Genomic DNA, 20,442 nt, shown 5'->3' with positions numbered 1-20,442 from the left:
CAATTTTTACTTTTGAACTGCATTTCATAAAAAAAGACTGTCACGTTGACGATCTGCTAGTGAATCAAAACACTCGTTAATGGACTAAAAAACATGCTTCTCTAAATTGATTTAGATTGATAATAAATATGATAATTATATTTCTTTAATCATTTTAAAATTATTTAATTTTACACCCTTGCGTACTACAGTTTGTGCACAAACGACTTTGTAGCCTCGATGTTCAAAAAATGTCTTAGCTGTAATACTTGCTTCCGTATCAATTTCTAAAAGCTTTAATTTCTTTGCCTCGGATTCAAGTATATCAACTAAAGCTGTAGCTATACCTTGTCCTTGATAGTCCTTATGAACAAATAGTCTATCTAAATGTCCATTCTGCGTTAAATCGCTAAAACCAACTAGTTTATCATTAATTTTAGCAACATATGTTATATTTTGCCGCAGTGATTCCTTCCAGGATTTCATTTTAGATTTTTTTTCATCTCTTGGAGCCCAAGCATCCAATTCTGATTGGGTATATTCCTTTAAATTTACTGAATGAATCGTTTCATAAAATAATGAGACAATCTCTTCAATATCAGATTCCTTATATTTTATTATCTTCATTTTAGAATTCCTCATCTTCATAGGGTTGGCATATTCTAATCTAATTTCTTGTTCTACTAAACAACTGCAAAATAAGTAAAGAGTGTTTTCCAGTTGGCATAATCGAACTCGTTTGATTAATATACAGATTTTGTAGTGTAGTTTTCTATATAGTTGTTCATTAGTTCAGCCTCTTCACATACTTCTCGCCTCCCGTCTCTAAAGCTGATTCAACATTTTCTCTATGACCTCCTGCTCTTAACTACTCCAAGTTTAACTCCATCTTTGGTTCGCCCGATTTAGCATGAGATTAACATTTAAACGAAAGCAACCAGTAGTATAATAACTTACAACGCAAACTAGATTCTAATCTTTTTTAAATCTCCTCATCAATACGGTATTGTAATAATTCCCATTAGATAATTTTTTGTCGTTCTTTAAGACACATTCAATCTCAAAACCATATTTTTTATACATCTTAATAAATATTTTTAACATAAAATGACATACTTTTTTTGATTTTTATGATAATCACCACTGCCATAATGAATACGAAAAGGAATGCCAATAGCATTCCTTTTCTTGATGTTTAATTTTTTTCTACTCTAAAAACAGAACCATTAGCATAATTACAGTTTTTTATTTTTCATCAAAATCTATAAATCGAAATAAATCTCCGTAAACAATATTATCCGATAAACTTAATTCTTTCTCTACCTTTTCCATAGTCGGATGGCAAGCATTCGTTGCAGACTCATTATCTAGACCACTTTCATCGGCTTCCAAAGGCTCTCCTGACTGACGGTCATAGCATATATCGCTCGTATAGATATAATCATCGCTTATAAAATCTCCATTCCGTAATGCTACGAATCCCTTACGATCATCATGGAATAAGTCGTTACCAAAATAAATATCATTATCTGTTTCAATTCCTAGCATATGCAACAGCGTAGGTTTTACATCAATTTGACCTGCAATTTCAGATTTCACCTCACCCTTTCCATGTCCAGGAATATGGATGTAAAATGGTACTCTTTGTAATTGCACATGATCATATGGCGTGATTTCATCCTTATCTAAGTACTGGCTCATTGCTTTGTTATGATTGGCGCTTATACCATAATGGTCTCCCATTATAATAATGATCGAATCCTCATATAAACCTGCATCTTTTAACTGATTAAAAAATTGCTCTATGGCTTCATCCGTATACCTTACAGTAGGGAAAAAGTTATTAAGCGTGTTTGAATTAGAGTCATACGGTTCGATTGTTTTGTCCTCTTCATCGAGTTCGAACGGAAAATGGTTTGTTAACGTAATAAACTTTGTATAGAAAGGCTGTTCAATAGACTGTAGGTATTTTATAGATTGTTCAAAATACTCCTTGTCTTTCAGCCCCCAACCAACTGAGTTTTCATCCGTAACCTCATATGACTCAATATCGTAAAAGTAGTCATAATTTATATTTTCATACATTTGATCTCTGTTCCAGAAACTTTTATTATTCGCATGAAACACGGCTGAAAAATAATCATGTTCATGTAATATTTCTGGGGTCGCATTATATTCGTTTTGACCATGAGTAAAGAATACAGCTCCTCTTGATAAAGGATACAAAGAATTCTCCACTAAAAATTCGGAGTCGGAAGTTTTTCCTTGCTCTGTCTGATGATAAAAATTCTCAAAGTAATACGTATCCTCATCATCCATTAAGCTATTCAAAAAAGGTGTAATCTCTTGTCCATTGACTTCATTATTTATAACGAAACTTTGAATAGATTCCGCGGAAATAAAGATAACATTTTTCCCTTCAGCTACACCAAATAATTCAGATTTTTCATCACTTCTTATATTTTCATCAATATAGTTCCTAATTACTGGAATTTCATTTCCATCAGCGAAAACACGTTGTGATTTTACTTTAGAATGGAGAACTAAATCATAAATATGGTAATTAAATAAACCAATGTTTTTCACTAAATATTCACGATCAAATGCACGGCTAAATAATTGTGGTCTTTCCAATTCTGCTAAGAAGAAGTTTCCGGCAAGTAGAACAAAAGACATTGCTAAAGCAAAAATTTTACCTTTTCTACTATAACGTGTTTCGAAAGTATCTTGCTTTTTACGACTTAAATACCAAATGAAAACAACATCAATAAACCACAATATGTCATAAGGTTTAATCAAAGTTAGTACACTAGTACTTAAATCTGCTGCATTACTACCTTGAAATAATTGAGGTAACGTTATAAAGTCAGTATAAGATCGATAGAATACTAGATTGGCAAAAACAATGATAGTTCCAATCAAAGCGGTATACCGTATAAATTTCATTTGACGTGACTGCTTTTTAAACCAAACACTAATAGCAAATATTAAAAAAGCAGAAACAAATGGATTAATTAGTAAAATGAACTCCTGCATTACGTTTTCCAACTCGATTGAAAACATGAAACGATAAACGATATACGTTTTCAAACCAAATAATATTGTTGCGATAACATATAGCGGAATTCTTCCCCATGTAAATTTCATTTTATATCCTCCTACAAGTACTTCCGTCACGTAATCATAAATTATGCCCTTTAATAATATACGTAACGGCATAAGTCACGTGTATAATATATAAGACGTATGAAACACTATAAAAGTTTCAACTTTTAGTATATTTCTTCCACAAGGAATATAAAATCATTAGTTTTAAAAAGTTATATTTTTCAACTTTTGATTTACTAGATAAGCAGCACCTATAATTCCTGCATCATTACCAAGTTGAGCAATTTTTATTTCGCATACATCACTAATCCTAGGTAAAGCATATTTTACAAACGCTTCATTTATTCCACTAATTAACTGACTTCCTGCCTTGGAAACCCCTCCACCTACTAAGACTTTTGATGGATTAATAATAGTTGCCATATTAGCAATTGTAAATCCTATAATGTCTGTCGTGCGGTTAACAATTTTTATGCAGATTTTGTCACCCTGTTTTGCAAGTTGAAAAATATCCTTCGAAGTAATGAAACCATTTTCATTATAACGATCATTTAGTAGACTCTTAGGTTCTTTTTCTATGGCATCCATTCCTTGCCGAACAATACCTGTAGCAGAGGTTACTGTTTCCATGCATCCTCTTCGTCCACAATTACATAGATACCCATTTGGTTCAACAATAATGTGACCAATTTCACCAGCTGTTCCATTTTCACCGTTTAAAATTCTGCCATTTGCAATGATACCACCACCAACACCTGTACCAAGTGTGACTGCAATCACATTTCTCGCCAGATTACCAGCACCTTTCCAATTTTCCCCTAATACAGCTATGTTGGCATCATTCTCTAAGAACACTGGTAAACCTGACTTTTTATTCAATTCTTCGGCTAAATGAAAGTCTTTCCAACCAATATTTACTGCTTCATGAACAATACCCTTTTTAGCGTCAATAAAACCTGGTGCTCCAATTCCTATTCCTATTACATTATCTTGATTTATATTCAAATGTATACGTTTTTGATCGATGGAATCCCATATATCTTGAACAATAGAAACACCTTGATTTTTCGTGTTTGTCGGAATCTCCCATTTATCTATAATTTCTCCATCTACATTTATAAATCCTAGTTTAACCGTAGTACCTCCAATGTCTACGCCAATCATTAACTCTTTCATTGCATAGCCTTCTTTCAATTGTTGTTTAATCTTTTCTCACGTCTTAATACCAAAATAGCCTTTTGGTATTCTTCCACTCGTATTAGTTGGGATTTATACAACTCCGTAAGTTCCATTTCCATTAATTCAAGATCAGCTAATCGGTCACCTACATAAATAAATATACCAAATTTTTTTAATAATTGTTGCACATCATAAAATGTATTCATATTTTTTCACCACAATAATTATAGCAATTTCTTACCAAAACAACAATCCAGATCTTTTTAACGATCTGGATCTTGAGGGTCCAACAGAGTTGGTCTTTTGCTTTTTAATGGAATAGGCGAACGTAATAAAACATCACGAAATGCATGAGAAGAGAACGGTATAAACGGCCATAAATAAGGAGATTGAAACGACTTCATACGAATCAAGTATATAATCCACATCGTTATCCCTGCCATATAACCTATAACACCGAATAATGAAGTTGTAAGTAAAAGAAAAATCCGCACTAATCGATTTGCAAGACTTAGCTCATAACTAGGCGTAGCATAGGTTCCAATTCCAGCTATAGCTAAATACAATATCACTTCATAGGAGAACAACCCTACTTCGATTGCGACTTGACCAATTAATATTGCAGCAACCAAACCAATAGCAGTTGCTAATGAAGTAGGGGTATGAATTGCAGCCATTCGCAACATATCAATACCTATTTCCGCAAAAATAAATTGTGCCAATAACGGTACTGCACCATAATCACTTGGGCCTATATACTCTAATCCTTTTGGCAATAAATCTGGATTACTAGACAATAAATAATATAACGGTAAAATAAAAATCGATGCTAAAACTGCTATAAAACGAACTAACCGTAAATAGGCACCTACCAAAGGTTTTTGCCGATATTCTTCCGCATGTTGCAAATGATGCCAGTATGTTGAAGGAGTAATCATTACACTTGGTGAACCGTCAATAATAATTAGTACATGGCCTTCATATAAATGTGTTGCGGCCGTATCCGGTCTTTCGGTATAACGTACTGTTGGAAATGGGTTCCAATGTTGACCACTTATAAACTCTTCAATGGTCTTTTCAGCCATCGGGAGCCCATCTGTATCAATCATTTTTAAACTTTCCTTTAGTTCCTCCACCCTTTCCGTCTCCGCAATATCATCAATGTAACATAGGCAAATATCTGTTTGAGAGCGCCTCCCAATTTGCAAATACTCCATACGTAGCGAGCGATCTCGAACTCTTCTTCTAGTTAAAGCCGTATTAAAAACAATTGTTTCTACATACCCATCCCTAGAACCCCTAACTACCCTTTCTAAATCGGGTTCTCCTGGAGACCGGACTGGATAGGTTCTAGCATCAATAATTATTATTTTATCGATTCCTTCAACAACTAATGCTGTGGGACCGCCTAGGACTAAATCTGATGCCTGATTAAGATCATCAACCATATCCAATTCCACATATGGCAAGTATGTTTTTATTAGTTTTTCAAGTGGGTCAGGTTCCAGATCTTTCGGTTCAGTCTTAGCGAGTAGCTTCATTAATAAATGCAAAATATCATCTTTTACAAAACCATCAACAAAAAACATCGCCATATTTCGACCTGCATATTCAAGGTCTAAATGAACAATGTCAAAACTTTTATCGATTCCTAATCTGTCATGAATATATGTAACGTTTTTCGAATATGAAGAAAATAATTCTTGTTTTTCTTTTTCCATATCATCACCAAATATTCCTTTATTAATAATACAGTTAGTTTAATCGTTTCCTATAATTCTATACAGTCGTTTTTCCGTAATCATATATGCTTGTCTCATCTCATACATTGATAAAAAAGACTAGAGGATGAGGAAATTGAAAAAAAAGACCATAACATTACTTCTTTTTTCATTGGTTACAGCGATTGGCGTGTTATACGTATTAAATATAAATTCTGTTCAGGTTATCACCTATTTCCCACCAGATGAAGAACTATCATTTGTGGATGCTTCGACCACTTTAACCTATATCCCAGAAGATAATCAAGGGTATTCGATTGACTGGACAACCTTTTCCAACATTGAGAAAGATATATATTTACGGCAGGATGTTTCCTTGCTTTTTTCAAATGGAAATTTAGTAGGAGTACAGAGTAAATGGGAGCAAAATAAAGATCGTATAGAAATAAGTAGAGATTTACAAAATAATGCGGATGCTATCTGGGAATCCATCTCTTTTCATCATGGAGAAATTCACTATCCAGAAAATACAATAAAAAGTATTCAACAAATGACATTTGATAATTTATATGTGTATCAAGAAAATCGATATCATGCATTTAAATCAGCCTCAAATAGACTAGAAGAAAATGTAGCTGAGTCATTAGATAAAAAGAAAAATAAACAACTCCTTAAACATTGGCAGCAATTACTATCCCACTTTTCAATCGACTTGGAAAGATACCATACCATTCCATTGACAGAATTAAATAAGTATAGCATGGAAAATTTACCAGGCTTCAATCAGGAGCAAACTAATAAAATTATTGGGCAATTATGGGAAGGACTATATAAGAATTACATACTTCCTGCAGCAGATTCAAAACAAGGAAAGCTTCAAAGTTATACCCCACTCGTATTACTTGATAAACAACTTAATCAATTACTCGTAGTATTTGAGTTAAACGGTTCCAAAGAGAAATTGATCCAAAATATCACGCAAAAATAAAGTGCTCTTGTACGAGCACTTTATTCAAGGTCTTCACCTATAATCTGCCTATACAAGTCTTCATAAGCTTTCTCATTTGGCATTAAATCTTTTGCAATACGAATAGTTTCTTCGGCTTTATCATTTCCGTTATTATAATACAGTAACGCTAAATTATAATATGCTTGAGGAATTTTTTCAGAATTCTCTTGTTGGAGAGATACACTCTCTTCTAAGTCTTTCAATGCTAATTCAATTTGATTTAACTTTATATAAGCATAGGAACGTTGAAATAATAGAAGGGCTTCAAAGTCGCCGGGATTTTCCAATCCACGAGATGCGCTCTCAATTATCCCTTCAAAATCATCATGATTCATTAGTACTTCAATGTAACCAAGCTGAAATTCAGGGCTAGATAAATTCTGCTCCATCCCGTATGTAACCATTCCATAAAGTAATAATCCATAAATAATAGCAAATATTAATGGTATACGTTTCTTTCTATTCTTCGGCAACTGTACGACCGCAGCAGCAATAAAGCCTGCAATGAGTCCACCTATATGTGCAGCAGAATCAATTTGTGGAATCATAAAACCCATGATGACATTGATTCCAATTAAAACTAATAAACCACTACCAATCGTTTGGAAAAAGACGCGCCGGTAATTCAACCCAAAATATAATAATGCGCCGAATAAACCAAATAATGCACCAGAAGCTCCCGCTGATACATTTATAGTTAAGGCAAAACTAGTAATTCCCCCACCAATTCCTGCTAGGAAATAAATGGTGATAAACCTCCATGAACCATATATTTTTTCAACAAGTGTACCTAAATAATATACTGCTAGCATGTTCATAAAGAGGTGGATAAATCCAATATGCAAAAACATGGAACTTATGATTCGCCACCATTCTCCATCTATAATTGCTGGATTGTACTTAGCTCCATAGGTTATTAATGTTTCCGTATTTGTACTACTCCCCATCATTTCTATTAGGAGGTACATGACCAGATTTACCGCTAGAAGCAAATAGGTAACAATTGGTTTGCCATAGGAATAAACCTGTGATACTTCCTTTTGCTTGTGCTGCACCAAGTGAGTTAGATCCATTTTACACTGATTAATATATTGTTCCATTTCAATTTCAGAATCAAGTTCAGGGGAGTCAATTATAGGATTTTGAAGGGAATCTAGTAATCTGTTTTGTTCCCCAACAAAATCCCGTTCCGACAAATAATAAACATTCATTTTAATATCTTTTTTATCTTGTAATTGCATTGGTTTTTTTAATATTTCCCATTCGTCAACAGGTTCATGTGTAGCAAAGTAAACATTATGAATTTTTATATTTCCACGTAATAAACGTTTCATTGCTTTCGTTTTTTGAAATACCACTGCCACATCTTTTTTTAGATGATTTTTCCAGTCAAACCCATGATGAATGAATCGAATAACAGTAGATGTCTTATTTTCATATTTATGTAACCAAACTTCATTCTCGTCCTTGTTAATATGAAGCACTTCATAATTACTATGTTTAGTTAGACTATTAGCGATTGTATACATTTTAAAAAGCTCATTTACATACATTCAATTCGTCTCCTCCCCTATTGTACATCATACCAAAACTATCACTATTTTTCTTGGTATGAAGAAGAAAAAAGAAGCTGTTTAAAACAACTTCTTTTATAATGAATTGTTATCTGTCGTTTGATTAAAAAGGTTAGGAATTATTTTGGAGCGGATATTTGGCATATTCATGGACAATGTTACTGCCAGTTTCCGCAAAAAGCTTACAGCAAGAATTGTATTCATGACACGGTATCGCCATTTATAGAGTAAGGAAATCACTGTTACAATGCATGTCAGAAAAACAATAACTCTCATATTAACACCCTTTTCATAGTATGGTGTTATTAGTTATTTCATGAAAAAATTTATTTATGCATATTGCTTACAAATAAGAATCTTCATCAAGTTGATATAACTTCTTTTATACCTGTTTCCGTTATTAAATTTTTTACTGGTATATCAAATTTTTCAGTTGGCATGGCGTCAATAAATTGCATATCACTCACTAAAGATACCGTTTCCCCTCCATAACTTTCAAGTAGACGGTCATAGTAACCCCCACCAAAACCAATTCGATAACCAAATTTATCAAATAATAGTCCGGGTACTATTAATAAATCAATTTCTGACAAGTCCGCAATTTTCGTCTTTTCCGGGTTAGGTTCTAATAAATTGTAATATACCATTTCTAATTGATCGAAATGATGTAATTCATAAAACTGCAATCTTTTTTGTGAAGGAATACATTTGGGGACAAGCATCTTTTTTCCTTCGTTCCACCCTGATTGAATAATAGATTTTGTATCCCATTCAAACCCTTGTGAAACGGTTATACCAATAGTTCTTGCCTGTTTCCAAAGATCTGTACGAATTAATTGATGTAAAAGCCTTTGTTCTATTATTTTCTTATTTTCATTGTTAATGTTTTTCAGTTTATGTATCATAGCTTTTCGTAATTTTTCTTTAGACATACAAACACCCCCAACTTTATTATTATACAATAACATTATCACAACAAGATAAAATTAAAAAATCCTCTAAACTGACAATAAAGTCAGTTTAGAGGATTTTAGTTTAATTATTTTGTTTCACGGTGTAACGTATGTTTTTTTAGACGTGGACAATATTTTTTAAGCTCGATACGCTCAGGATTTGTACGCTTATTTTTTGTAGTAATATAATTACGATCCCCTGTTTCCGTACAAGCTAATGTGATATTTACGCGCATGTTTTTCCCTCCAAACTATAACAACTTGCTTTATAGGCATCTTATGATTCATCTCAGACTTATTTATAATAGCAGAAGTTTTGAAATCAATCAAGTTGATAATGGAAAAAATTAATTGTTTTCTCTTTCCAATTTATATGGTATAACTAGTAATGTAAATGAAATGGAGGTAAACAAATGATTTTAGCAGGAATAACTATCATTATAGTGGCTATTGCCTTATTTGTTGTTTCTTTTTTCCTAACTGATAAATTTGAAAAACTTGAAAGCGAATTAGAACAATTGTCCATATCAACTATGCAGGAAACTTATCAATTAAAGAAAAAAGTAAAGATATTGGAAGAAGAATTACTAACAGAAGATATGTCAATGGAAGTTGCAGCAACAACAGAGGATGAATAATTAAATTAAAAAGTTAGGTGAAAATCATGAAACATTCAATTCGAGCATTTGCAATAGGTTTATTTTCAGCAGGTTTAATAACACTTATTGTCAATTACTTCGATAATGGATCTAAACAAGATCTTTCAGAAGTGGCAGTGGATGACTTGATTAGCGAACTCGAAAACGAAGGGTATCGCGTATTAGATGAGTCAGAGTTTATTACTCTTACAGTGAATGACGATTCAGATGAAACAGAAGCAGAAGCAGAATCCACAACAAAAGAAGACAATGAATCGGAAGAATCCGATCAAGCGGATGAGCAGGAAGAATCAGAATCGAATTCAAACGAAAATGTTGAAGAAGCAGAGGAAGTAGACGATGAATCTGAACAGCAATCCGTTCAATCCTATACATTAACAATCGAATCTGGAATGCCAACTTCTACAATTAGTCATGAATTGGAAGAAAACGGTATTATTGAAAATGCTGATGAACTTATTCAATATATGGATTCTGAAGGATACAGTCTACGAGTCCAATTAGGTGAATTTACTATCACTAGTGATATGAGTCACTACGAGATAGCTGAAGCCATTACTAGATAACTAGATAGAAAGAGGAAGCAATTAGTTCGTGTGACTAAATTGCTTCCTCTTTCTTATGATTTAATAGTTTAAGTTGTAATTCTCACCTTTTACCAAAAATAAAATACTTTCACCGATATTTGTGATGTGGTCTGCAAATCGCTCAATGTATCTCGCACTAAATGCGATTTGCATGATGTACTGAATATGGTCTGGTTTCGTTGCCGTTTCATTTAGTAGAGTGGTAACTACATGTTTATATATCTTATCAACTTGATCATCTAGTTCTGCTAGTTTCTGTGCTACCGAGATGTCCTCATATTGGAATGCACGTATAGCTGTTTGTAACATTTCTAATGTGATGTTACGCATTGTTTTTAACTCCGGAGGAACAGTTATATTACATTCATCACCTAAATGAATGGTTGACTTGGCAATATTTTTAGCGTTATCCCCCATTCTTTCAATATCTGTAACAATTCGTAAGGCAATAATTAATCTCCTTAAATCAGTTGCGACTGGTTGCTGTTTCGCTATAAGTAAAATGGTCTCATTATTTATAGCCATTTCGTCCTGGTCAATTTTTTTATCATCCTTAATAACAGCTTGCGCAAGCTCAATATCTTGATTATATAACGCATCTAGTGCTCTTCCTAATGCATTTTCTGTTTTGTGAGCAAGCTCAATAATATCACGGTTTAATTCTTCCATTTGCTTTTGAAACTGTTCACGAATAACCAATCCAACTGCCCCCTTCAATATATTACATCCTTATCTTAACAATCCATTATAAAGTTTTCATAAATTCTATGTAAAATTAATGTAAAAAAACCCTAAGATCCAAATGTGGTCTTAGGGTAAATATTATTCGTCTACTTCATCTTCTTCATCATTAGAAGATTCTCCCTGATCTCTTTTTTCTTTAAGTTCAAAATACGCATCTAAAATTCCTTCACCGATCTTATTATTTACAGGGTGACGATTACTAATAGGAGCTGTGTTCGGCACAATTAAAGCAAACGCAATTTCCGGTTCATCAAATGGTGCATAGCCAACTAATGATAAGTTTTCCGTTTCATACATAACACCATTATCCCATTTTTCATTCTCAGCTGTTCCTGTTTTTCCAGCTGGGTTATAATCCTTATCCTTGAAATAACTGTAGGAAGTACCTCCTGATACTTGGAAAACTTGACGAAATCCCTCCTGAACTCGATCGAGTAGATTTTGGTCCATAACTACACGGTTAAGGACTTCTGTATTTGTAGATTTAAATAGCGAGCCAAGTTCATCCGTGTTACTAGGATTACGTACCTCCTTTAAGAAATGAGGACGAACTCGATAGCCATCGTTGGCAATCGTAGACACATACTGAGCTAATTGTAACGTTGTAAATGTATCGTACTGTCCAATAGCAAAGTCCATTAGAAGACCTGGATTGAAAGCTTCGTCCCCTTTATATCCTGTTTCTTCATATGGAAAGTCAATACCCGTTTGTACACCCAAACCAAATTGCATAAAATAATTTCTCATCTTTTGCCAAGCATCTGTGTTGAAGGATGCTGTCTGTCCATTAGGGAATGGGTATCTATTTTCCCCACCCATCTTTAATGCGACATAAAACATATAAACGTTGGATGAACGTCGTAATGCTCCAATATCATTAAGTGATCCAAGTCCTGAAGTCCAAGAACCTTTAGATTCCCCACTTGCAATAGTAATCGGACTATCATAAAAAGATGTACCTGGTGAAATCACTCCAGATTCAAAACCTGCTAAAACAGTTGCGCCTTTAATTGCTGAACCAGGACGATGCGCATCGTATAACGCTTTAAAAGCAACATTTTCGAACTCATTTTCTTTGGAATCATAGTGTTGGCCAGAAACGGCTAGCAGTTCACCAGTCTTAGGATCCATTACAACAGCAATTGCATCCTCCATATATTTGTTTGCGGATGGATTTACATCATAAGCTGTTTTTAGTTCTTTCCGAATAATTTCATCCACTTTTTCTTGAAATTCCATATCAATGGTTAGAACCAAGTCTTTCCCGCGTTCCCCCTGTACAACTACTTCTGAATCAATAACATTTCCATTTTTCGTCGTATATTGTATTTGTTCTTTTCTTCCTCGTAATAAATCTTCATATTGCTCTTCTAATCCACTTCTACCAACACGATCATTTCGACTATAACCTCTGGTTAAATAATGATCTTCTTTTTCAGCTAAGATTCCTTGATCTTGGGAAGTTATTGATCCCAGTAAGCTTCGGAATGTATCCTCATACGGATATTCACGATCCCAATCAGTCGTCGCATTTATACCCTCTAATTCATGCAAATGTTCTGCTACTTGTGCATATTCCTCAGGGGTAACATTTTCATTTTTTACAATTTGTGGTGATAAGGAATAAGCTTTATCTAATTCCTTCTTAATTAAGATAACCTCATATTGCTCATCTGTAAAATTGCTAATTTCTTCATCAGTAATGCGGTCCAATATTTCATTATATTGCTCTGCATTACTCATTTCTGACGCTTCTTCCAATGATAAACGTTCATCTGCTTCTTCTTGATTTTTTAAATACCAGTATTCTTTTTTATTTCGTTCTGTTATTGATTTGATCTGACTATTTCTTTCTGCTTTACATTCTTCTAATTGATCTGCATCATCAATTCCTTCACAATTTGCAAGCATAGTTATATATTTAGATAGCTTCTCTGCTACATCTAACTTTTTAATTGCTTGAACACCTTTAGGAGGCGTATACGTGATTGCATATAAAGGTTTGTTATCAACAACTACATTTCCATTTCTATCATAAATTTTTCCCCGCGGAACTGGAATTTTCGTCGTATCTTGAATCGTTTTATCGATCTCTTCTTGGAAGCTCTCTCCATTTAATATTTGAACAACACCTAATTGAAGGATAAGAACTGAGAATAGTAAGAACACAATAAAAAATAATATATTTAAACGAAAAGGCAACTGTGCCTTCTTCTTTTTATTCTTTTTCATCTTTCTCCCCCATTAAAACTTTTTTATAAGACTACCCTATATTATATCACCATTTTTACTATAAACGAATAGTATTAACGATTTTTTTCGTCTGATATTTGATCTTTAATAAGTACTTCTTTTTGTGGATTGGTTAAATATATATTTCTTATTGAAATATATATAAATAAATGAAGAGCACCAAAAATAATTAACAGAATTGGTATAATTTTTTCAGCTTCAAATAACGAAACCGCACATAGAAAAACAGTGATAGAAACCACTCGTCCGATATTTAAGAAAAATTCCCGGACCACAATATATTCAATTCGTAATTCTTTTGCCTTACGTGCTTTACCAATAACATCATATGTCAATGACATATATGGAACGTTAATGATTGGGTATGCAATTCCTATCAAAATTCCATATATAATAAGTGTTACATAACTGGCATGTATTAAAATGATAAAAAGTGAAAGATATAGAAGCAGACTGCCAAAAAGGATGGATTGCTTACGTTTCGATTGTTTTACAAATTTTGTTGTTAAAAAATAAAAAATAAATGAACATCCCGAGAAGAATAAGTTAAACATACCAAGCGACAGTTCACTCTTGGTTACAATATAAATCCATATCGAAATAACAAACATGAAAATCCCTTCACGCAACCCTTGGAAAACATGGGCATTAAGTATTCTAGCCCAATTTTTATTATGTTTTCTTTCTTGTACGATTCTCTTAAAATAAAAGCTACCTTCTGCTGATCGCCGTTTTAGAAATAAACTACTGACAACAGCACAAATAAATAAAATAAATGACACAGTAAAAATAACTGTATAACCTACATTTTCAGACATTCTCGAAATAATTATTCCCGCTGATATAGGAGCAATCATTCCCCCAAAAGATTGTAAAACACCCAAAAATCCATTAAAAAAGTCTCTCGTTTCAGGTTCAGTAATTTCAAATGTCAATACATTAAACGCTAACCAATAAAAACCATAGCCAATACCCAATAAACTCCCTAGCAAAAAATTATATGTAGCAGCTTTTTCACCAATAAAGAGCACACATAAAAAAAATAGGGATAAAAATATTACACCTAATCTTAATACAATTATACGATCTACTTTTTTGGCAATTTTACCTGCAAGTATAAATGTTATTGGTTGAAATAGGAAGATAGCTAAATTATAAACTGCAATTGTAATATAATCCCCAGCCTGCTTCCATAAATATATATTTACAAATGTATTTGATAAGAAAATCCCTAAGGAGTATAGTCCACCAATTAATAATAATAGAATAAGATCACGATTTACTTCCGTTTTACCAAATAAATGTTGAAAATTTTTCTGCATATCGAATTGCTCCTTTTACTTTCCATTTATAGTTTAAGCAATTCACAATTGGATATGCACAAGCTTTTTCAAGCACAAAAAAACACGAGGAATTCCCTCGTGTTTTTCCTTATACTTTATTTTGCTTCGCTATAGTTTTTAGCAACTTCATCCCAATTAACAACGTTCCAGAATGCTTTTGCATAATCTGGGCGTTTGTTTTGGTATTTTAAGTAATATGCATGCTCCCAAACATCAAGACCTAATAATGGCGTTTTTCCTTCCATTAAAGGAGAATCCTGATTAGGAGTACTTGTAACTTCTAATTCTCCATTGTTAAGTACTAACCAAGCCCAGCCGGAGCCGAAACGAGTTGCAGCAGCATTTTCAAATTCTTCTTTGAATTTATCAAGGCTACCAAATTTTGCATTCAATTTCTCTGCAAGTTCTCCAGATGGCTCTCCGCCTCCGTTTGGAGATAGTACTTTCCAGAAAAGACTATGGTTAGCATGTCCGCCACCATTATTACGAACTGCAGTACGAATGTTTTCAGGTACTGCATCTAGATTACTTACAAGATCTTCAATAGACTTTCCTTGAAGGTCAGCATTGCCTTCAAGCGCACCATTCAACTTCGTTACATACGTGTTATGATGCTTTGTATGGTGGATGTTCATTGTTTCTTTGTCAATTGTTGGCTCTAATGCATCATATGCATAAGGTAATTCAGGTAGTTCAAATTTAGCCATAATAAAACTCCTCCTTTTAATTAAATGAAAGGAATGAATATTCATCCTTTAATTGCAAGATTATCAAAGGTTTCCATTTGTTGCAAATCATATGCATACTTTCCACGATGTAAACGAGAAAAAGATATGTATATAAAAACAAAAGCACTAACGCCAGGTTAGCGATGTAGAGACTTAGTCAGCACAACGTTGATGGTTCGATGTCACTACGGAAAATAGTGATTTAAATGGAAGATACCCCAAAGGAGATTAGATAAACTTGATTTATCGCCAATTTCCTAGACAATTTAAAAAAACAAGCATGTATGCTTGTTGATTCTTAAAGTTAATGGTGGCTCGGGACGGAATCGAACCGCCGACACAAGGATTTTCAGTCCTTTGCTCTACCGACTGAGCTACCGAGCCATAGTTTAATTTAATATTATAGGTAGTAATACTAAGCTTATCTTACTCACTGTGTCCCTACATCTAAAAGCTTATTCTGAGATGTTTGGTGCTTCGGGACAGACCTGCACATAGGTGTGTTTCATTGATGTTAGCGGTCAGCTACCGAGCCATAGTTTAATTAATATTATAGGTAGTAATATTAAGCTTATCTTACTCACTGTGTCCCTACATCTAAAAGCCTATTCTGAGATGTTTGGTGCTTCGGGACAGACCTGCACATAGGTGTTGTTTCATTGATGTTAGCGGTCAGCTACCGAGCCATAGTATAAATTATATTAAAGGTAGTGATTCTAAGCTTATCTTATTCACTGTGTCCCTACATCTACAAGTTGTTTCAGTTTTTAAATGGTGCTACTAACGCCCTAATATGTATGGAGGAGGTAGAGGGATTCGAACCCCCGCGGGCTTTGACACCCCTGTCGGTTTTCAAGACCGATCCCTTCAGCCAGACTTGGGTATACCTCCGAGTTATTAATGGTGGACCCTGCAGGACTCGAACCTGCGACCGATCGGTTATGAGCCGATAGCTCTAACCAACTGAGCTAAGGGTCCGTTATATTAAATTTATGGGGCGACCGGTGGGGATCGAACCCACGAGTGCCGGAGCCACAATCCGGTGCGTTAACCACTTCGCCACGACCGCCATAGATGTAATTAATATATAAGTTGGTAGCGGCGGAGGGGATCGAACCCACGACCTCACGGGTATGAACCGTACGCTCTCGCCAGCTGAGCTACGCCGCCACTTGGCTCCACAGGTAGGATTCGAACCTACGACCGATCGGTTAACAGCCGATAGCTCTACCACTGAGCTACTGTGGAATAATCTAAAATTGTTCCCTGATCTTGCTTTTGAAAGCTTAATCAAAGATGTTGGACCCCTACATCTTCTAGTTAATTCATAGAAGCATTGTGCTTCTAGTCAAGTAAGCTTGTTTTATTAGCAACGAAATATAATTTATCATGTTATAAAGAATATGTCAATAATTTTTAATTACTTTTTCATTTGCGTTACTTGGATATGTATGTTTAAAACGACAAGATTTACTATACCATCTCCACTTAAAGATTTCAATATAAACTTTTACAAAATTTCAAAGATGTTATTTTCAAAAAATAAAAGCAAAAATCGTACAGTAAAATTGATATACTGTACGATTTGCTATCCAAATAATAATTTGTGCACCTTTTAAAGATACTTATCAAAATAATTTCATCACTTTAAAAATTATTTTTCACCTAAAACCGCTTCAGCAATATTTACTGCATGATCTCCAATACGTTCTAAATTACTAATGATATCAACAAAGACGATACCCGCAGAACCACTACATAACCCTTCGTTCATACGAATGATATGTTTTTTACGGAATACTCGCTCCATTTTATCGATTTGATCTTCTTTTTGAACGACAGCTAGAGCCTCTTCTCTATTCGTGTTATCTAGAGACTTAATAGCTTGTTTCACCGTTAAAATGGTTAAATCGAACATATTATTTAAATCTTCTATTGCCTGATCGGTCAATTGGACCTTATTTGATATTTTATAATCAATTAATTCAATAATATTCTCAAAGTGGTCACCAATTCGCTCTATATCACGAACTGAATCCATTAAAGCTGTATGTCTTGCGCTTTCCAATTCAGACATTGACTCACCAGATAATTCAATAAGATAATCAGTTATTTTACGATCTAAACTATTTAATGCGCCTTCTATCTGAATAGCCATTTCAGAATGCTTCTGATGATGATTTGTTAAGTAGAGGTTTGTCTCCTCTAATCCCTTATATGCATATTCACCCATCCGAACAACTTCTGCCTTAGCTTGATCAAGCGCTAAAGAGGACGATTGTTGAATAAATATTGGATCTAAGTGTTGCGGTTTATATTCAATGATAACATCCTTACCCGGAACAATCTTAGTAACGGCCCAGGCAAGAGCACCAATAAATGGTAATTGAATCAATGTATTCACTATATTAAAACTACCATGGGCAAACGCTATGGTCATTTCTTTATTTAGAACGAACTGCTCTTGTAGAAATCCAACATAATTTGTAAAAGGTGTTAATAAAATTAATACAATTGTAGTACCAATAACATTAAAAATCACATGAGTTAACGCTGCTCTTCTAGCAGCAACGCTTGCACCAATAGAAGCTAGTATCGCAGTGATTGTTGTTCCTATATTATCACCAAACAATACTGGAAGTGCAGCTTTTAAGTCCATTGCACCATCCGCAAAAAGTGTTTGCAATATTCCAATTGTGGCACTTGAACTTTGAACTATTACTGTAAATACCGTACCTACGACTACTCCTAATATAGGAGTTTGACTCATCTCAAGTGTCAATTCTTGAAACACTTCCAATGAACGCAGTGGTTTCAATCCACCACTCATTAATTCTAATCCGAAAAATAATGCACCAAAACCAAAGACGGTCTGACCGATATTATTGATTTTAGTATTCTTAAAGAAGAATAAAAGGAAACAACCAATTGCTATTATTGGTAGGGCATATTCCCCAATATCTATTCCAATTATAAATGCTGTTACTGTCGTGCCAATATTAGCACCCATTATAACGCCAATTGCTTGTCTAAGTGTCATAAATCCAGCATTAACTAATCCAATGGTCAATACGGTTGTACCAGAACTACTCTGAATAAGTATAGTAACAATAATACCAGCTAAAACACCTAAGAAAGGATTGCTCGTAAAACGATCCAAAATATCGCGTAGTCGATCACCTGCTGATTTCTGTAAACCTTCCCCCATGTACTTAATACCAAGCAGGAAAATTCCCAATCCTCCAATAAACTCAAATAGGAGTGTCTGTAGATCAATATTACTCAATGATTACTCCGTCCCTTCATATACGTTGTTGAAATATATTAAACATGCCTTAATCATTATTGTTGAAGATAGTCGTTTTGTAAAGTATGTAAAGCAAAACTTTACATTAAATTTACAAACAAATTACTTACTCATTTGGCGTACTCCTATTATTTTCTACCCTCCCTATATTATTCGTAGTGAAAAGATAGGCAAAATAAAAACTCTTGCCTAAGTGATGCATTGGTTCGGCAAGAGTTGATAATTTATTCTTCTGCAATTTTTTCTACTAGTATTTTCGTTCCATCCACAACAACTATTCGGACATTACTATTCTTTGGAATCCATTGACCATTGGAAACAGCACTATAATCCTTTGAGTCGACACGTATAGTCCCAACTGGACGTAAATCATTTAGAGTTTTTCCTTCACGGCCCATTAAACCTTCATAATCTTGATTCATGGAACTATATCCCGCTTCTTTTGTTAACCGATCTTTTAAAGCAAGTTTAGTCCACATTTTTCGGCGTTTAAATACTTTTAAAAATAAAAACGATGAACCTACTCCGACCAATACCCCAAGTACAGCGTATAGACCAGCAGTAAACGTTGGTGCAGGTAGTGCAACTGCTGTTAACATACTAGCGACACCAATAGTAGCTAGCGTACCATCATTTAATAGCTTACCATCAATTACAATCAGTAATAATCCAACAAAATATATAATAAGCATAATGATAAGGGAGTTTGTTTCTAAATATACTGAAAAATAAACCGTAATAAATCCAATACCTAGTAAAGCAAAGAATCCACGCATATTTACAAGTATTTCACCAATCAAAAATAGAGTAGCAAATCCAGTTATTACCATACCTATCCAATCATAATTAAAAATTTCCATCTACATCCCCCTCCTTTACCTTTCATTCATAATACGTATGTAAGATTGTTAAAGTTTCACTAAAAGGAGCCACTTTAATGAAAAAAACTTTGCTTTATTTATTCATTATACTATTCTTAGTAAGTATTTATAAAGACATGACAATTGGAACACAAATAAGTGAAGATAAAAACGAATATTCTACTACAGTTGATTCTGAGCAAGCACGTCACTTTCAAGCAATAAAAATAAAAGTACAACCAGGTGAAACTGTGTTATCTATCGCGGAACAATTGAATGAATTTGAAAATACACCCTTAGTAATTGATGATATACTAACTGATTTTAAAACACTGAATCCAAATGTTAATCCATATGATATTAAGTCTCACTCATATTACTTCTTTCCATTATATAAAGAATAAATAACCAAAACAAAAGAGGCTGATCGAAATCAGC

Annotated in this window: 18 protein-coding genes, 6 tRNA genes and 1 pseudogene; 4 read left to right on the top strand and 21 right to left on the bottom strand. The window is 33.9% G+C overall.

Annotation, left to right across the window (positions count from 1 at the left end; translation table 11 throughout):
* Nucleotides 1-135: 135 nt before the first annotated feature.
* From ACFSTA_RS12260 to ACFSTA_RS12235, 6 genes and pseudogenes are all read right to left on the bottom strand, one after another.
* A complete protein-coding gene (locus tag ACFSTA_RS12260) occupies nucleotides 136-606 on the bottom strand; it encodes a GNAT family N-acetyltransferase (protein ID WP_377556994.1) in 471 nt (156 codons plus the stop codon).
* Between the two features lie 345 nt (nucleotides 607-951).
* Nucleotides 952-1,068: pseudogene (locus tag ACFSTA_RS12255) on the bottom strand (GNAT family N-acetyltransferase); the annotation flags it as partial.
* Nucleotides 1,069-1,224: 156 nt separating this feature from the next.
* Nucleotides 1,225-3,126, bottom strand: a complete 1,902-nt coding sequence (locus ACFSTA_RS12250; RefSeq protein ID WP_377556993.1) for an LTA synthase family protein — start codon at nucleotides 3,124-3,126, stop codon at nucleotides 1,225-1,227.
* A gap of 165 nt (nucleotides 3,127-3,291) precedes the next feature.
* On the bottom strand, nucleotides 3,292-4,263 hold the full coding sequence (locus tag ACFSTA_RS12245) for an ROK family glucokinase (protein ID WP_377556992.1): 972 nt from the start codon (nucleotides 4,261-4,263) through the stop codon (nucleotides 3,292-3,294).
* Between the two features lie 14 nt (nucleotides 4,264-4,277).
* Nucleotides 4,278-4,472 (bottom strand): YqgQ family protein, encoded by a 195-nt coding sequence (locus tag ACFSTA_RS12240; RefSeq protein ID WP_377556991.1) that lies wholly within the window; start codon nucleotides 4,470-4,472, stop codon nucleotides 4,278-4,280.
* A gap of 57 nt (nucleotides 4,473-4,529) precedes the next feature.
* Nucleotides 4,530-5,987, bottom strand: a complete 1,458-nt coding sequence (locus tag ACFSTA_RS12235; RefSeq protein ID WP_377556990.1) for a spore germination protein — start codon at nucleotides 5,985-5,987, stop codon at nucleotides 4,530-4,532.
* Nucleotides 5,988-6,123: 136 nt separating this feature from the next.
* On the opposite strand from ACFSTA_RS12235, the gene ACFSTA_RS12230 reads away from it, so the two are divergent.
* Entirely contained in the window at nucleotides 6,124-6,975 is an 852-nt protein-coding gene (locus tag ACFSTA_RS12230) for a hypothetical protein (RefSeq protein ID WP_377556989.1), read from the top strand.
* A gap of 20 nt (nucleotides 6,976-6,995) precedes the next feature.
* Here ACFSTA_RS12230 and ACFSTA_RS12225 read toward each other — a convergent pair whose 3' ends face one another.
* From ACFSTA_RS12225 to rpmG, 3 genes are all read right to left on the bottom strand, one after another.
* Nucleotides 6,996-8,549, bottom strand: a complete 1,554-nt coding sequence (locus tag ACFSTA_RS12225; RefSeq protein WP_377556988.1) for a rhomboid family intramembrane serine protease — start codon at nucleotides 8,547-8,549, stop codon at nucleotides 6,996-6,998.
* A 383-nt stretch (nucleotides 8,550-8,932) separates the two neighbouring features.
* Nucleotides 8,933-9,502 (bottom strand): 5-formyltetrahydrofolate cyclo-ligase, encoded by a 570-nt coding sequence (locus ACFSTA_RS12220; protein WP_377556987.1) that lies wholly within the window; start codon nucleotides 9,500-9,502, stop codon nucleotides 8,933-8,935.
* Between the two features lie 107 nt (nucleotides 9,503-9,609).
* The gene (gene rpmG, locus ACFSTA_RS12215; protein ID WP_019377954.1) at nucleotides 9,610-9,759 is read right to left on the bottom strand and encodes a 50S ribosomal protein L33; all 150 of its coding nucleotides are present in this window, start codon (nucleotides 9,757-9,759) and stop codon (nucleotides 9,610-9,612) included.
* 177 nt (nucleotides 9,760-9,936) lie between these two features.
* Here rpmG and ACFSTA_RS12210 point away from each other — a divergent pair, with 177 nt between their 5' ends.
* Together ACFSTA_RS12210 and ACFSTA_RS12205 are read left to right on the top strand one after the other, a co-directional pair.
* On the top strand, nucleotides 9,937-10,161 hold the full coding sequence (locus ACFSTA_RS12210; protein WP_377556986.1) for a hypothetical protein: 225 nt from the start codon (nucleotides 9,937-9,939) through the stop codon (nucleotides 10,159-10,161).
* A 26-nt stretch (nucleotides 10,162-10,187) separates the two neighbouring features.
* A complete protein-coding gene (locus ACFSTA_RS12205) occupies nucleotides 10,188-10,748 on the top strand; it encodes a hypothetical protein (protein ID WP_377556985.1) in 561 nt (186 codons plus the stop codon).
* A 60-nt stretch (nucleotides 10,749-10,808) separates the two neighbouring features.
* Here ACFSTA_RS12205 and phoU read toward each other — a convergent pair whose 3' ends face one another.
* From phoU to ACFSTA_RS12145, 12 genes are all read right to left on the bottom strand, one after another.
* Complete coding sequence (gene phoU, locus ACFSTA_RS12200; RefSeq protein WP_377556984.1) at nucleotides 10,809-11,468, bottom strand: phosphate signaling complex protein PhoU; 660 nt, start codon at nucleotides 11,466-11,468, stop codon at nucleotides 10,809-10,811.
* A 123-nt stretch (nucleotides 11,469-11,591) separates the two neighbouring features.
* Nucleotides 11,592-13,745: a peptidoglycan D,D-transpeptidase FtsI family protein gene (locus ACFSTA_RS12195; RefSeq protein ID WP_377556982.1), complete on the bottom strand. Its 2,154-nt coding sequence runs from the start codon at nucleotides 13,743-13,745 to the stop codon at nucleotides 11,592-11,594.
* 74 nt (nucleotides 13,746-13,819) lie between these two features.
* Nucleotides 13,820-15,088, bottom strand: a complete 1,269-nt coding sequence (locus ACFSTA_RS12190) for an MFS transporter (protein WP_377556981.1) — start codon at nucleotides 15,086-15,088, stop codon at nucleotides 13,820-13,822.
* A gap of 116 nt (nucleotides 15,089-15,204) precedes the next feature.
* Nucleotides 15,205-15,816, bottom strand: coding sequence for a superoxide dismutase SodA (sodA, locus tag ACFSTA_RS12185; RefSeq protein WP_377556980.1), 612 nt, complete (start codon nucleotides 15,814-15,816; stop codon nucleotides 15,205-15,207).
* Nucleotides 15,817-16,145: 329 nt separating this feature from the next.
* Nucleotides 16,146-16,221, bottom strand: a tRNA-Phe gene (locus tag ACFSTA_RS12180).
* Nucleotides 16,222-16,635: 414 nt separating this feature from the next.
* Nucleotides 16,636-16,728: transfer RNA gene (locus ACFSTA_RS12175), tRNA-Ser, on the bottom strand.
* A gap of 10 nt (nucleotides 16,729-16,738) precedes the next feature.
* Nucleotides 16,739-16,815: transfer RNA gene (locus tag ACFSTA_RS12170), tRNA-Ile, on the bottom strand.
* A 15-nt stretch (nucleotides 16,816-16,830) separates the two neighbouring features.
* Nucleotides 16,831-16,906, bottom strand: a tRNA-His gene (locus tag ACFSTA_RS12165).
* A 24-nt stretch (nucleotides 16,907-16,930) separates the two neighbouring features.
* Nucleotides 16,931-17,007, bottom strand: a tRNA-Met gene (locus ACFSTA_RS12160).
* 3 nt (nucleotides 17,008-17,010) lie between these two features.
* Nucleotides 17,011-17,085: transfer RNA gene (locus ACFSTA_RS12155), tRNA-Asn, on the bottom strand.
* 406 nt (nucleotides 17,086-17,491) lie between these two features.
* Entirely contained in the window at nucleotides 17,492-19,123 is a 1,632-nt protein-coding gene (locus tag ACFSTA_RS12150) for a Na/Pi cotransporter family protein (protein ID WP_377556979.1), read from the bottom strand.
* A gap of 245 nt (nucleotides 19,124-19,368) precedes the next feature.
* Nucleotides 19,369-20,004: an NfeD family protein gene (locus ACFSTA_RS12145; RefSeq protein ID WP_377556978.1), complete on the bottom strand. Its 636-nt coding sequence runs from the start codon at nucleotides 20,002-20,004 to the stop codon at nucleotides 19,369-19,371.
* Nucleotides 20,005-20,081: 77 nt separating this feature from the next.
* Between ACFSTA_RS12145 and ACFSTA_RS12140 the strand changes: the two genes are divergently transcribed.
* The gene (locus tag ACFSTA_RS12140) at nucleotides 20,082-20,408 is read left to right on the top strand and encodes a hypothetical protein (protein ID WP_377556977.1); all 327 of its coding nucleotides are present in this window, start codon (nucleotides 20,082-20,084) and stop codon (nucleotides 20,406-20,408) included.
* Nucleotides 20,409-20,442: the final 34 nt, after the last annotated feature.

This window comes from Ornithinibacillus salinisoli, from assembly GCF_042684965.1.
GTDB classification, from domain to species: domain Bacteria; phylum Bacillota; class Bacilli; order Bacillales; family Amphibacillaceae; genus Ornithinibacillus; species Ornithinibacillus salinisoli.
The sequence above is the reverse complement of the archived record's forward strand: the minus strand, read 5'-3'. Positions and strand labels throughout refer to the sequence as shown.